16 protein-coding genes are annotated in these 12,168 nt (G+C 41.2%); 6 read left to right on the forward strand and 10 right to left on the reverse strand.

Annotation, left to right across the window (positions count from 1 at the left end; genetic code table 11):
* Nucleotides 1–10 precede the first annotated feature (10 nt).
* The 6 genes from hscB to FTV08_RS10740 all read right to left on the reverse strand — a co-directional run bounded on the left by hscB (nt 11) and on the right by FTV08_RS10740 (nt 3,931).
* Complete coding sequence (gene hscB / locus FTV08_RS10715) at nt 11–526, reverse strand: Fe-S protein assembly co-chaperone HscB (protein WP_180087290.1); 516 nt, start codon at nt 524–526, stop codon at nt 11–13.
* 103 nt (nt 527–629) lie between these two features.
* Nucleotides 630–950, reverse strand: a complete 321-nt coding sequence (gene iscA / locus FTV08_RS10720) for an iron-sulfur cluster assembly protein IscA (RefSeq protein ID WP_005107159.1) — start codon at nt 948–950, stop codon at nt 630–632.
* A gap of 34 nt (nt 951–984) precedes the next feature.
* Nucleotides 985–1,371, reverse strand: a complete 387-nt coding sequence (gene iscU / locus FTV08_RS10725; protein WP_004279815.1) for a Fe-S cluster assembly scaffold IscU — start codon at nt 1,369–1,371, stop codon at nt 985–987.
* Nucleotides 1,372–1,475: 104 nt separating this feature from the next.
* A complete protein-coding gene (locus FTV08_RS10730; RefSeq protein WP_180087291.1) occupies nt 1,476–2,693 on the reverse strand; it encodes an IscS subfamily cysteine desulfurase in 1,218 nt (405 codons plus the stop codon).
* Nucleotide 2,694: 1 nt separating this feature from the next.
* On the reverse strand, nt 2,695–3,168 hold the full coding sequence (locus FTV08_RS10735) for an Rrf2 family transcriptional regulator (RefSeq protein WP_004279811.1): 474 nt from the start codon (nt 3,166–3,168) through the stop codon (nt 2,695–2,697).
* A gap of 112 nt (nt 3,169–3,280) precedes the next feature.
* Nucleotides 3,281–3,931, reverse strand: a complete 651-nt coding sequence (locus FTV08_RS10740; RefSeq protein ID WP_180087292.1) for a hypothetical protein — start codon at nt 3,929–3,931, stop codon at nt 3,281–3,283.
* Between the two features lie 203 nt (nt 3,932–4,134).
* Here FTV08_RS10740 and FTV08_RS10745 point away from each other — a divergent pair, with 203 nt between their 5' ends.
* The 3 genes from FTV08_RS10745 (at nt 4,135) to FTV08_RS10755 (ending at nt 7,039) form a co-directional block, all read left to right on the forward strand.
* A complete protein-coding gene (locus FTV08_RS10745; RefSeq protein WP_180087293.1) occupies nt 4,135–4,608 on the forward strand; it encodes a phasin family protein in 474 nt (157 codons plus the stop codon).
* A gap of 162 nt (nt 4,609–4,770) precedes the next feature.
* A complete protein-coding gene (locus tag FTV08_RS10750; RefSeq protein WP_004279807.1) occupies nt 4,771–5,043 on the forward strand; it encodes an HU family DNA-binding protein in 273 nt (90 codons plus the stop codon).
* A 130-nt stretch (nt 5,044–5,173) separates the two neighbouring features.
* On the forward strand, nt 5,174–7,039 hold the full coding sequence (locus tag FTV08_RS10755; RefSeq protein WP_180087294.1) for a SurA N-terminal domain-containing protein: 1,866 nt from the start codon (nt 5,174–5,176) through the stop codon (nt 7,037–7,039).
* A gap of 62 nt (nt 7,040–7,101) precedes the next feature.
* On the opposite strand, the gene FTV08_RS10760 is transcribed toward FTV08_RS10755, so the two are convergent.
* The gene (locus tag FTV08_RS10760; protein ID WP_180087295.1) at nt 7,102–7,971 is read right to left on the reverse strand and encodes a DUF2797 domain-containing protein; all 870 of its coding nucleotides are present in this window, start codon (nt 7,969–7,971) and stop codon (nt 7,102–7,104) included.
* Between the two features lie 34 nt (nt 7,972–8,005).
* On the opposite strand from FTV08_RS10760, the gene FTV08_RS10765 reads away from it, so the two are divergent.
* Both FTV08_RS10765 and FTV08_RS10770 read left to right on the forward strand, forming a co-directional pair.
* On the forward strand, nt 8,006–8,476 hold the full coding sequence (locus FTV08_RS10765; RefSeq protein ID WP_180087296.1) for a DUF6231 family protein: 471 nt from the start codon (nt 8,006–8,008) through the stop codon (nt 8,474–8,476).
* 105 nt (nt 8,477–8,581) lie between these two features.
* The gene (locus FTV08_RS10770) at nt 8,582–9,253 is read left to right on the forward strand and encodes a YidB family protein (protein WP_044110063.1); all 672 of its coding nucleotides are present in this window, start codon (nt 8,582–8,584) and stop codon (nt 9,251–9,253) included.
* Between the two features lie 65 nt (nt 9,254–9,318).
* Here the strand turns inward: FTV08_RS10770 and FTV08_RS10775 are convergent, their stop codons facing one another.
* The 3 genes from FTV08_RS10775 to FTV08_RS10785 are packed head-to-tail and all read right to left on the reverse strand — an operon-like array spanning nt 9,319 to nt 11,280.
* Entirely contained in the window at nt 9,319–9,933 is a 615-nt protein-coding gene (locus tag FTV08_RS10775; protein WP_004279798.1) for an OB-fold-containig protein, read from the reverse strand.
* 19 nt (nt 9,934–9,952) lie between these two features.
* Nucleotides 9,953–10,261, reverse strand: a complete 309-nt coding sequence (locus FTV08_RS10780; protein WP_004279797.1) for a Rieske (2Fe-2S) protein — start codon at nt 10,259–10,261, stop codon at nt 9,953–9,955.
* Nucleotides 10,262–10,275: 14 nt separating this feature from the next.
* Complete coding sequence (locus tag FTV08_RS10785; protein WP_180087297.1) at nt 10,276–11,280, reverse strand: adenosine kinase; 1,005 nt, start codon at nt 11,278–11,280, stop codon at nt 10,276–10,278.
* 276 nt (nt 11,281–11,556) lie between these two features.
* Between FTV08_RS10785 and FTV08_RS10790 the strand changes: the two genes are divergently transcribed.
* The gene (locus tag FTV08_RS10790) at nt 11,557–12,009 is read left to right on the forward strand and encodes a GNAT family N-acetyltransferase (protein ID WP_180087298.1); all 453 of its coding nucleotides are present in this window, start codon (nt 11,557–11,559) and stop codon (nt 12,007–12,009) included.
* Nucleotides 12,010–12,168 lie beyond the last annotated feature (159 nt).

Raw genomic sequence — 12,168 nt, forward strand, 5'->3', positions numbered from 1 at the left:
ATACTAAAAATTAGAAATCATCATCAAGATCAAACCTGTCATCGTCCAGGAAGCGGTCTTCCGCTTTGTCGATATCGGCCATGACTTTAACGAAGAAGCGTAGTTTGCGCACTGTATCGCGTGCTTCGGCCCAATCTTCATCCGCATAATCAATTTTGAACTCGCGAACTAAGCCTTCAATCCATTGCTGGACTTCGACTTTTAGTGAAGTTAAATCTTCAGCAGAAGTTGCATCGTCAAGTTGTTCACGAATTTCCAGAGCGTCCTGCAAGAATTCAAAATCACTGATCGACTGATCTAAGTGATAATCCTGTTTCTTGAGAGACAGTAAATACGCTGCACGGCTATCGACCGCTGACAAGGCTTTAAATGCCTGATTGATATCACTTGATTTAATCAGAGCCTGATCTTTGTCTTCAGCTTTATCTGGGTGATATTGTTGCTGCAACTTTAAAAATTCAGTCTTTAAAGCCGCCAAATCAATATCGAGTGCTACAGGAAGGTTGAACAACTCAAAATGATTCATGGGAGATGGGATCCGCGATTAATGTGCAAAAATAACTGCATAAATGCAATTAAAACAGTGTGAAACACACTGTTTTAATGTCAAAAGAGAATAACTGCCGGGTTTATACAGTGAAGGATTCACCACAACCGCATTCGCCTTTTTTGTTGGGGTTGTTAAATTCGAAGCCTTCGTTCAAGCCGTTTTTAACATAGTCCATCTCCATACCTTCAAGATAAACCAGACTTTTCGGGTCAACGAATACTTTAACCCCAAACTGCTCAAAGGCTTGGTCATGTGCATCGACTTCATCGACGAACTCGAGCACATAGGCCAGACCAGAACAGCCTGAAGTTTTCACACCAACGCGAATGCCTTCACCCTTACCGCGATTTTTTAAATAATTGCTGATATGAGTTGCAGCATTTTCAGTTAAATGGATCATGAAAACTCCGTTAAAATTTCAAAACGTGGAACAATTAAGCTTTAACTTTCTTGCTACGGTAGTCTTCTACAGCTGCTTTGATTGCATCTTCAGCAAGAACAGAGCAGTGTACTTTTACTGGTGGAAGTGCAAGTTCAGTTGCAATATCAATGTTCTTGATTGCTTGAGCTTGATCTAAAGTTTTGCCTTTGAGCCATTCGGTCACAAGTGAACTTGATGCAATGGCAGAACCACAACCATAAGTTTTAAAACGTGCTTCTTCAATCACGCCTTCGTCGTTTACCTGAATCTGTAAACGCATCACGTCACCACATGCTGGCGCACCAACCATACCAGTACCAACGTTTTCAGCATTTTTATCTAAAACGCCAACATTACGAGGGTTTTCGTAATGATCAATTACTTTTTCGCTATAAGCCATGTTGCTTCTCCAAACCTCGGGGTCAGCCTTAGTATTAAATATGGGGGTAAAAAAACTTTTCTCAATGAGATAGCAACGGATTTGTCACTATCTCAGAATGAAAATTAGTGCTCAGCCCACTCAACTTTAGAAAGGTCAATACCTTCCTTATACATATCCCAAAGCGGAGAAAGTTCACGTAACTTCTCAACAGCAGCTTTAGTGATAGTCAATACGTGATCGATATCTTCTTCAGTGGTGTATTTACCGAAGCTGAAGCGGATCGAACTGTGTGCAAGTTCGTCTGAAAGACCCAATGCACGAAGTACATAAGATGGTTCAAGTGTTGCAGATGTACATGCCGAACCTGAAGATACCGCAGCATCTTTCAATGCCATCATCAATGATTCGCCTTCAACGAAGTTGAAGCTAATATTCAGGTAGTTCGCTACGTTTTGTGTTGGATGGCCGTTCAGGAACACTTGTTCAAGACCTTGTAAACCATTCCACAGCTTGTCGCGAAGTACACGTAAACGAGTCTGTTCAGCTTCCAGGTTTTTGCCTGCAAGTTCAAAGGCTTCACCCATACCTACAATCTGGTGAGTCGCAAGGGTACCTGAACGCATACCGCGTTCATGACCGCCACCGTGCATTTCAGCTTTAAGGCGTACACGTGGGCTACGACGTACAAACAGTGCGCCAATACCTTTAGGGCCATAGATCTTGTGCGCAGAGAAGCTCATCAAGTCTACTTTTAAAGTTGAAAGATCAATTTCAACTTTACCTGCCGCCTGAGCTGCATCGACATGGAAGAAAATCTTGTTAGCGCGAGTGATTTCACCAATCGCTGCAATATCAGTCACAGTACCGATTTCATTGTTTACCATCATCAGGGAAACAAGAATCGTGTCTGGACGAATCGCTGCTTGTACCATTTCTGGAGTAATTAAACCAGTTTGAGGTTGCGGCTCAATATAGGTAATTTCAAAACCTTCTGACTCAAGTTCACGACAGGTATCTAAAACTGCCTTATGTTCGATTTTAGAGGTAACGATATGTTTACCTTTAGATGCATAGAAATGAGCCACACCTTTAAGCGCAAGGTTGTCTGACTCGGTTGCACCTGAAGTCCATACGATTTCACGTGGATCAGCTTTAATTAAATTCGCAACTTGTTCACGTGCATATTCAACTTTTTCTTCTGCTTGCCAACCATACGCGTGTGAACGAGATGCCGCATTACCAAAGGTACCATCGAATGTTAAGCATTCCATCATACGTTCAGCAACCTGAGGATCTACAGGAGTTGTAGCTGCATAATCAAGATAAATCGGACGTTTCATGTCAAATACCTGTAACCGATAAAAGGGCTGAATCTAAAGGTGCTGATTTTTGGCGTAATGACACAGTCTGGACGTTGTCACGTGCAACCAGATCAGCAAGCGAGATTTTTTCTAAATAATCGGCGATGTGATGGGAGAGTTCCTGCCATAAATCATGAGTCAAGCACATCGCACCATTCTGGCAGTTGCCTTTATGGTCACAGCGAGTCGCATCAACTGTTTCGTTTACAGCTTCAATAATTGCTAACACAGTAATTTCATCTGCATTACGTGCTAAATGGTAACCACCATTTGCGCCACGAACACTAGAAACTAAACCATGACGCTTGAGCTTCGCAAATAACTGCTCAAGATAAGCAACAGAAATAGTTTGACGTGCTGCAATTTCAGCGAGCGTTATCGTTTTTTCAGAAGGCTGCAAAGCTAGATCAAGTAGAGCAGTCACAGCGTAGCGACCGCGAGTGGTTAGGCGCATGATTCGATACACATGGTTAGACTAGATGTGTAGATTTTATGAATCCCGACTAAATTAGTCAAGTTATTTTTAGTAGACCTTAGTGGGATTTAATTTTTGGAGAATGAAAGATTTACATGCTCAGCCAATTATACACTAATAACGTAATCAAAAGTACGCTGCTTAAGCCAAAAATGATGTTAATGCGCTTTTGACGGCGTTCAATCCGTTTCAGGCGGTTTTTATACTGTTTGACTTCCACTTGCAGGGTATTGATCTTGGAACGCTGCTCTTCAATTTTCTTTAGCAGTGGCGCAATACGCTTTTTAGAAGCAATAATTTCCGCTTCATCCGTCGACGCATCAGACAGCCAGTGTTTCCAGTCGGCTAATACTTTAGGTAAACTGAATACGGTTAACAGATCACGAAACTCATCTTTTAAAACCTGATGACCATCAATACGCATGCTACGAATGCTACGACGATTGCCAAAAATGAAAATTTTAATCAGATCGGGAAGTGTAGTGCGCACATCCAGGTCGACAATGCGGCCCGGTGCTTTGTGGTCAAATAATAGTCCATTGGGGGTGAATTGCACATAAAAGTCGAAATATGGAATATAGCTATTGATTTTAATCGAGATGTTTTCATCTACAAACTTTTTGGCCTGTAATGCAACGACACGATCATGCTTGAGAATGAAAGTAAATATTGTCTCTAAAACAATTAACGTCATCGTAAGCAACAAATGCGGTTGATTTTGACTTTGTTGCGATTCGCTCATATACAACCAATCCTTACCTGAAATATAAAGTGAAAAAGCTTCCTGCTTGTGAAGAGATTTCAGGGTTAAATCAAATTAGACTTGAAATAAATTGCTTTGTAGAACAGTTTATCAAATCTATCAAGTACTAAATTTGCTATTATGCAGTGGTTTTGTAGAATAATTTATAATAATTGCGCAGAAAACAAACAGGAGCCGTGCACATGGACAAGTCAAAAACAGCACAAGACTCAGCTGAAGCTTCGAATGAGAAAATACTGAAACCCAAGTCTAAATCTGCCTCGGAGCGCAAATCGGTTCTTGATTTTCGTAAATACACCAAACAGATCTGGTTGGCTGGACTCGGGGCTTTTTCACGTGCAGAAGAAGAAGGCAATAAACTGTTTGACTCGCTGGTCAAGGTCGGGGAAGAACTTGAATCTAAAACTGCAGATATTGCCGATCAAACTGTAGAAAAGGTTTCGGAAAAAGCCAAAGAGTCGGTCACAGACACCAAAGACAAAGTGGAAAAATTAATCGACAACTCTGTTCATCACTCATTGAATCGTATAGGATTAGTCACACTGAAGGATGTACAGTATTTGGAACGTTTAATCCTTCAGTTGCATGCCAAGGTTGATCAGTTGACTGCGGAACAAGAAAAAATGAAAGAAGAATTGTCGAAAAAACTTAAATAAAATGACTTTATTTATTATTCAATGTTTTTTTCGCATATTTTTTGAAAAAAAAGAGGTTCTTAAGTATTGCGTTTATACCTAAAGCATTGCTATAAAGGCGTTATGGCATGTTAAACCAATTCTTGAACCTTAAATAAACGATATTAAGAGGACGTAATCTTCATGAATAAATCAGAATTAATTGATGCAATTGCAGAAAAAGGGGGATTATCTAAGGCTGACGCAGGTAAAGCTTTAGATGCTACAATTGCTTCTGTTACTGAAGCTTTAAAATCGGGTGATACAGTAACTTTAGTGGGTTTTGGTACTTTCGGTGTGAAAGAACGCGCTGCACGTACTGGCCGTAACCCACAAACTGGTGCTACTCTTGAGATCAAAGCAAGCAAAGTACCTAGCTTCAAAGCAGGTAAAGGCTTAAAAGACGCTGTAGCTTAAGCTTACCCAGCGACGAAACGCGCCTTCTTTGGCGCGTTTTTTATTGATAAATTTAATTGTGATGATTAACACATTCATTCAATGGGTATTTTCGGTTAAAATCCTTTGCAAATAAAATATTGGAATACTTATGGAAGCTTTTCGTAAAGTTATTAAGGGTTGGTTGGGCAAAGTCTTGCTCGTTCTGTTTTTGACCCCGTTAGCACTTGTAGGTATTGAAGGATATTTTAGCAGCGGAAACTCTGATGCGGCAAAATCAGTGAACGGGACTGAAATATCTCAAAAAGAATTAGAGTCACTGACCAAATCATTTAAAGAACAATATCTCAGTTATGCCAATGGGGATGAAACTTTACTGAATCAAAGCTTCATTGACCAGAAAGCCATGGATACTCTGGTTGCACGTACTTTATTGCTGCAACAGGCTGAAGAATTAGGGATCAGTCTCAGTGACCAGCAAATTGAACAGATGATTGCTCAGCAGCCTACTTTCCAGCAAGATGGCAAGTTCTCGAATGCTTTATATGAAAATTATCTAAAATCAATTGGCATGACCAATCGCGCTTTGATTGAAAGTTTACGTAAAGATCATGCGCTGAAGATGCTGTCATCGACTTTCCTGGATTATCCACTGGTGAGTCCAGTCGAAATGCAGCAGATTGCCGATTTACAAACTGAACAACGTCATATTCATATTTCCAGCATTAATCTGGACAGCTATAAAAAAGATGTCAAAGTGACGGATGCAGATATTGATGCTTATTATGAAAAACACAAAACGCTATTTAAACAGCCGACCAGTGTAGATGTCGACTATGTGGTGTTAAAGCCAAGCGATATTCAGGTGCAGAGCTTAGCGGTTACAGATGCTGAGCTTCAGGAAGCGTACACGGCTTTTGTCGCGACACAAAAACAGGCAGTTAAACCAGATGTGAAGCATATTTTAATTACGGCGGACAGTCGTAGTGATGCTGAAGCGAAAAAACTGGCGACCGAGATTGCAGCCAAAATTAAAGCCGGTACCACTTTTGCTCAAGCTGCAGCACAATATTCTGAAGATCCTGAATCTAAGTCTAAAGGTGGTGCGCTTGCTGTCTATGAAGAAGGTGTATTTGGCACTGCATTTGACCAGACGGTTAATTCTTTAAAATCAGGTCAGGTTTCTGCACCGGTGAAAACAGATTATGGATACCACATTATTTCTGTGCAAACGCCAGATGTTGCGGTTCCTTCTTTTGAGTCACAAAAAGCACGTTTGTCTGAAGAAGCCTTGGCTGCTAAAAAATCCAATGCATTCTCTGATACGGTCAATACGCTAAATGATATGGTAGTAGGAAGTGATTCTCTGGATGTCGTTACACAGGAAGTTAAAGGTGTACAAGTCCAGAAAGCCCAAGGAGTAAAACTTTCGACTCGTGATCCAGTGCTGAGCGATGCTAACCTCAAGGTTAAACTGTTTAATGACGATGTTAAAAATGGTGATCGTAATGCTTCATCAAGCATTCAGTTGGCCAATGGTGATGTAGCCTGGATCAAGGTGCGTAATTATCATGCTGCTGGCGAACAAACACTGGCAGAAGCAAAACCGCGTGTTAAGGCTCAGTTGATTGAAGACAAAGCAGCTGCTTTGGCAAAAGCAAAAATTCAGAAAGCTTTGGATGAGTTCAAAACCAAACCGGCTGCGGCAGTGGCGAAAGGTGATTTGATCTTTGAAGATGCTGGTGTTTACACACGTGCTGAAGGTTTGCTAAAACGTGATGTACAGCGTGCGGCTTTTAGTCTTCCGACACCAAAAGCAGGCCATTGGTCAGTGACGACAGCGAAAATGCCGAATGAGCTGGTTGTGGTTGCGGTATCAGAAGTGAAGAAAAATCCGGTGGATGTGTTGAGTGCAGAACAACGCAGTGAGTTGGTGAAGTTATATCAACAACTTCGTGGTCAGCAAGAATTTGATGACTATACGCGTTACCTGAAATCTCAAGCAAAAATCAAATAAAATTGTTGTATAAAAAAACCAGCCTGCGGGCTGGTTTTTTTATGCTCTAAGCAAATAATGGATTAAGCACGAATAATCAGTTCATAACCAGTATATTTGCGCATATTAATTACGCCAGTATCCAGAATTAAGTACTGCCCCTTGATGCCTTGTAACTTGCCACGAATTAAGGGAGTTTTATCAAGATTATGCGATTTAATCTTTTCCGGATATTGTTCTACCGGATAAATAAACTCTCGTGCGAATTCATCTTCCAATACTTCAATATTTTCATTAAATTCTAGATTCTGATTAAATTCTTCGCGAATGCTTTGAATTTTAGGCGCAAATTCTTCCAGCAGTTGTTCACGCACTTCAATCAGGTTCAATTGTTCTGCTTCACCTTTCAGTAGCTTGCGCCAGTCAGTTTTATCAGCAACCTGCGTACCAAACATGACCTCAAGCTTTCCGGAAAGACGACGTGAGCCCACTTTCATAATCGGCAGGGCCTGGGTGGCACCCTGATCAAGCCAGCGAGTCGGCATTTGGCTGGTACGGGTAATGCCGACCTTTAATGCACTGGAATTGGCCAGATAGACAATATGTGGTTGGAAGCAGACATTCTGTGCAAATTCATCTTCGCGGCAAGTGCCCAAATGATAATGGCACGTCTCTGGCTTCATGATGCACATATCACATGAAGCATTGGTTTTAAAACATTTAAAACAGTGACCTTGCGAAAATGATTTGGAAGTTTTGTTGCCACAGGACACGCAGTAAATATTACCGGTCCATTCAATCTCGATTTCCTGGCCTAAATTAAACGGAAGATCAATTTCTGCACGATCTAAAATTAATTTATATTCAACATTTGCCCGCTGTATCTGTTGATCAGTTACACTAAGGTCCTTGAGGCCGACGTGCATTTTATGACAAATGCCCTGAAGTTCCATAAAAATTACTCACTTAAATCATAAGGATGCAGTTATGGCTGAGCAGAATGTCATTACCTCGATGCTAGACGATTTCGCACAGGAACAGCCAATTCATACTGCTATTTGTATTGGGCAGGACTTGAGCCAAGTCCAGTTTCAGCCAGCTATTCAATGGTCCTATTTTAGCGTATCTGACTTTTTAAATCTGCCTTTTCAGCAACGTTATGACTTGGCTGTGGTGATGCTGGATACTGTAGAAACAGAACATTTGTCTGAACAGATCATGAGTCAAATTCTGGTGAAATTACGTGATTTGTTTGCCAAACGGCTAGTGGTGATCAGCCGGATGCAAAATGAAAAGTTATTGAGAGCTTTAGGATTTACCCAGTTGATTGACAAGACCACACATGAGGCCGATTTTGCGCTGTGGCAGTTTAATATTTTAACCTATAAGCACGTGCCAGACTGGTTTAACTCCAAATTTTGGGCTAATCCGGAAAACTGGGATAAATTTCGCTGGTAAGCCGAAAACCTGCTTAACTAAGATTGCAAATATTAACACAATCTTGCCTAGACAATATGAGGGCAGGCCGTATTCTGTAATTAAGATGCACATAGGATATAGGACATGACAAACCTGAGTAGTATTGTGGAAATATTAGCAAAGCAGGCATTGGGTGGTGGACAGTTGCAGCAAAAGTCCTCACAACAAGGTGGCTTGGCAGATATCCTGGGGTCTGTGCTAGGGCATTTAAACCAGTCAAATTCTCAGCAAAATCAAAATACTCAAAACCAGCAAAATCAAACCGGCCAGCAGACTCGACAAAATGGTCTGGGGGCAATTTTAGGTTCAGTACTAAGTCAGTTCGGTGGTAGTGGTACTCAAGGTACTGCTCAGCCTCGTTCAGGATTGGGTGGTTCTACTGGTAAAACCTTATTGATTGCAGTACTGCCTTTAGTGCTGGCCTGGATTCAAAAACAGGGCGGTTTACAGGGTGCATTAGACAAGCTAAAAGGACAGGGGCTCAATAGCCAGGTCGATGATTGGGTGTCGACCGGCCCCGGTGAAAATGCCAATGTCGATCCGCAGCAGGTGCAAAACCTGTTTGATGATCAGGAAGTTGAAGCAGTTGCACAACAAACCCATGCACCGAAGCAGGATGTGTATAGTGCGATTTCACAGGTCTTGCCGCAGATTATTGATTCGCTTACTCCACAAGGTGAGCAAACCAGCAAGCAGGAAGCCAATAATGATATTCAAAATGTATTGAATATGGTTTCAGGACTTCTTAAAAAATAAATATAGACATTAAAAAATCCCGATATCTGTCGGGATTTTTTAATAACTATCAAATGATTTAGAATTTAATCTAGATTCATGCTGAACAGCTGATTAGATTTACAAATTTTCTTTGCAACATAATGAGATTTTCTCATGCGAATCAGGATAATCTGCGACTGAAAACCGAGTTCACCAAACTCAGGTTCTACCTGTACATAATGCAGTTGCCCATACTCATCTCGCACCCGCGCTTGAGCAGAAAAACCGGGTCGGGCATTGCCACTGGAAATTGTCGCCAAACGGCCAAGTAAATTGACATTGTTCTTTTTATATTTAGGTGGAATGACCTGATCCAGACAGTGAATCATAAAAATAGTAAAAAAAGTCGCAATGATTAAAGCCGGAATAATCAGGTAATAAGCAGGCAGAAATTTAAATTCCTGAGAATAGATCAGGAACTGTAAAACATAGCCGGCAAAACTAAAATTCATCAGGAAGAAAAACACAATCAAAGTTTTGGAGAATTTGACGTTTAGTAGATCCATCTGCTGAAAGTCATAAGGTGAAATTTTTTGCAGAAACTTGCTGGGTCTGAGTCCAAAATAGAAACCAATGGTTTTCACCACACCAAACAGAATAATCGCCAATAAACTCAGATGAAAAGGCATCAGGTTATAGTCTAGAAAAAATGCAGGCATGGTGAAGTCCGTTTTCGTCTTATTCTGAGAGGTAAATTCCACCATCAGAATGCACGGTAATCTCTACTTTTTCAAGTGCTTGACCTTGGCAAGGCCCAGAAATGCATTCACCGCTTTCTACCAGAAACAAGGCGCCATGCGTGGAGCATTCAATAAATTCCTGATCACGATCCAAAAACTGGTTTTCCAGAAATTCCAGTTCAACCTGCAAATGCGGACACAGGTTTTGATAGGCATAGAAGGCACCGTCACGCTGTGTGATAAAGATATTGTCTCCATCAGGAAGCTCAAAAGAGCGTGCTTCGCGCTCTGGAACGTCTTCGGTCATGCAGATTTTAAACATTAAGCACATTCCTTTTGAAAGTCTTGTAATAATGCCGCATAGTCTTCAACTGCCAGGCGCGGACCAAATTGTGAAACCACTTGGCTCGAAATGAGAATCGCCAGTTCAGCCGCAGCTTGAAGACCCAAATTAGCATTCAATCCGTACAGGAAAGCCCCGGCAAAAGCATCACCGGCACCGTTGGCATCTACTGCAGGCACTTTACGGCCAGAAACAGTAAATGTATTTTGATAATCCGAAATCAGTGCGCCTTCAGCTGACAATGTAATGACAACGTGCTGACTGATTGTTTTTAATTTAAGCAGGGCTGCCTCAAGATTATCTGTTTCTGTATACATCAGCGCTTCTTGCTGGTTACATAACAGCAAGTCTACACCATCTGCAATCATTTCATCCAAACCGGCACGCGCGTATTGCACCATGGCAGGATCAGATAAAGTTAGGGCAATTTTAACGCCATTGGCACGGGCAATATCACGTGCTTGTTGTACGGCATGACGTGCTGTGTCAGAAGTTGATAAATAACCTTCGAGATATAGCCATTTCGCGCTATTTAGTGCGCTGAAATCAATTTGTTGATCAGTCAGTTCGGCCGTAATACCCAGATAGGTATGCATGGTACGTTCAGAATCAGGGCTGACCAGAACCATACATGTCCCTGTCACGCCTTCACTGATCGATTGGGTGGTGGTCTTAATGCCGGCATCATTCAAACCTTGCAGGTAGATGTGTCCCAGTTCGTCATTTCCGACACGACAGCCATAAAATGCAGAACCACCGAGCGCAGAAAATGCCACGGTAGTGTTGGCTGCTGAACCGCCTGAAGCCTGACCTTTATACACTTGAGTCGCTTGAAGATTTTGATAAAGATTGGCCTGAGTTTCACCATCTGCAAGTTGCATGGTACCTTTTTGCAAGTGATGTGCAGTTAAAAAGTCATCAGAAACTTTAAATTCTTGGTCAATCAGCGCATTACCAATCGCAAAAAGATCAACAGTTGCCATGTTCAAATATCACATTAAAAATGAAAGTCCTAAGTTTACACGATTGCTTGGGATTGCTGTAGTTTGCTGAATCATTTTCAAATACTTTTCAAAAATGCTGTATTTTGTTCAGCAGCTATCTTTGGTCTAAAAACTGACTTATTTTTGTGCACTGGTGCGCCGCAGCATTGATTTAAGGATCACATTTTATTTATAAAGAGATATCGCTCCTGGCATGATACTTTAAGTCGCTTGGCAACAGTCATTCTTCACAACAATTTCAAATAGTGTGCGTATATGAATATTAAAATTGTAACAGCCGAACAACTCCCGGATCAGATCGAAACACTGGCAACTCTGGCACGTAAAGAAGGCTATAATTTGGTAGATAAGTTAATAGAAGAATATCGCACCGGGAAAAACTGCTTTAGCCACGCCAATGAATATTTGGTGGTGGCGCATGATGGCAAGAAATTGGTTGCCTGTGGCGGCTTAAACCAGCAATTGGGAGATAACGGCATTGAAGACCGCATTGGTCGTGTACGCCGTTTCTATGTGCATCCGAAATATCGTCAGCATGGCGTAGGCAAACAGCTTTTGGCTTACCTGGAGCAATTGGCACGTCCGCATTATTCAGCTTTGTGCCTGCAAACAGATACCCGACTGGCCGCCAGTTTTTATCAAAAGCAGAATTATGTATTTGTGGAAAACAATCCAAGCTATAACTATTTTAAATATCTGATTTCTTAAGCTTGTAAATACTCATCTAGAGGCAGGAAGTAAATTTGATGATTTAATTTTCAAATGATCAAGTTTACTTAATTCGATCAAAATCCTCGGTTTTCAACGTGAATAATTCAGATAACTAAAGCTATAATGCGCTTAGTTATTTTAATTAAAGCATTAGGA

This window comes from Acinetobacter sp. YH12226 (assembly GCF_013417805.1).
Lineage (GTDB): Bacteria > Pseudomonadota > Gammaproteobacteria > Pseudomonadales > Moraxellaceae > Acinetobacter.

Excerpts from the sequence above, each read along its gene's own strand:
- FTV08_RS10790 (WP_180087298.1), top strand. The coding sequence starts at position 11,557 with ATGAATATTAAAATTGTAACAGCCGAACAACTCCCGGATCAGATCGAA.
- FTV08_RS10735 (WP_004279811.1), bottom strand. The coding sequence starts at position 3,168 with ATGCGCCTAACCACTCGCGGTCGCTACGCTGTGACTGCTCTACTTGAT.
- FTV08_RS10755 (WP_180087294.1), top strand. The coding sequence starts at position 5,174 with ATGGAAGCTTTTCGTAAAGTTATTAAGGGTTGGTTGGGCAAAGTCTTG.
- iscU (WP_004279815.1), bottom strand. The coding sequence starts at position 1,371 with ATGGCTTATAGCGAAAAAGTAATTGATCATTACGAAAACCCTCGTAAT.
- FTV08_RS10770 (WP_044110063.1), top strand. The coding sequence starts at position 8,582 with ATGACAAACCTGAGTAGTATTGTGGAAATATTAGCAAAGCAGGCATTG.
- FTV08_RS10775 (WP_004279798.1), bottom strand. The coding sequence starts at position 9,933 with ATGCCTGCATTTTTTCTAGACTATAACCTGATGCCTTTTCATCTGAGT.
- FTV08_RS10730 (WP_180087291.1), bottom strand. The coding sequence starts at position 2,693 with ATGAAACGTCCGATTTATCTTGATTATGCAGCTACAACTCCTGTAGAT.
- hscB (WP_180087290.1), bottom strand. The coding sequence starts at position 526 with ATGAATCATTTTGAGTTGTTCAACCTTCCTGTAGCACTCGATATTGAT.
- FTV08_RS10745 (WP_180087293.1), top strand. The coding sequence starts at position 4,135 with ATGGACAAGTCAAAAACAGCACAAGACTCAGCTGAAGCTTCGAATGAG.
- FTV08_RS10785 (WP_180087297.1), bottom strand. The coding sequence starts at position 11,280 with ATGGCAACTGTTGATCTTTTTGCGATTGGTAATGCGCTGATTGACCAA.
- FTV08_RS10750 (WP_004279807.1), top strand. The coding sequence starts at position 4,771 with ATGAATAAATCAGAATTAATTGATGCAATTGCAGAAAAAGGGGGATTA.
- FTV08_RS10760 (WP_180087295.1), bottom strand. The coding sequence starts at position 7,971 with ATGGAACTTCAGGGCATTTGTCATAAAATGCACGTCGGCCTCAAGGAC.
- FTV08_RS10740 (WP_180087292.1), bottom strand. The coding sequence starts at position 3,931 with ATGAGCGAATCGCAACAAAGTCAAAATCAACCGCATTTGTTGCTTACG.
- iscA (WP_005107159.1), bottom strand. The coding sequence starts at position 950 with ATGATCCATTTAACTGAAAATGCTGCAACTCATATCAGCAATTATTTA.
- FTV08_RS10780 (WP_004279797.1), bottom strand. The coding sequence starts at position 10,261 with ATGACCGAAGACGTTCCAGAGCGCGAAGCACGCTCTTTTGAGCTTCCT.
- FTV08_RS10765 (WP_180087296.1), top strand. The coding sequence starts at position 8,006 with ATGGCTGAGCAGAATGTCATTACCTCGATGCTAGACGATTTCGCACAG.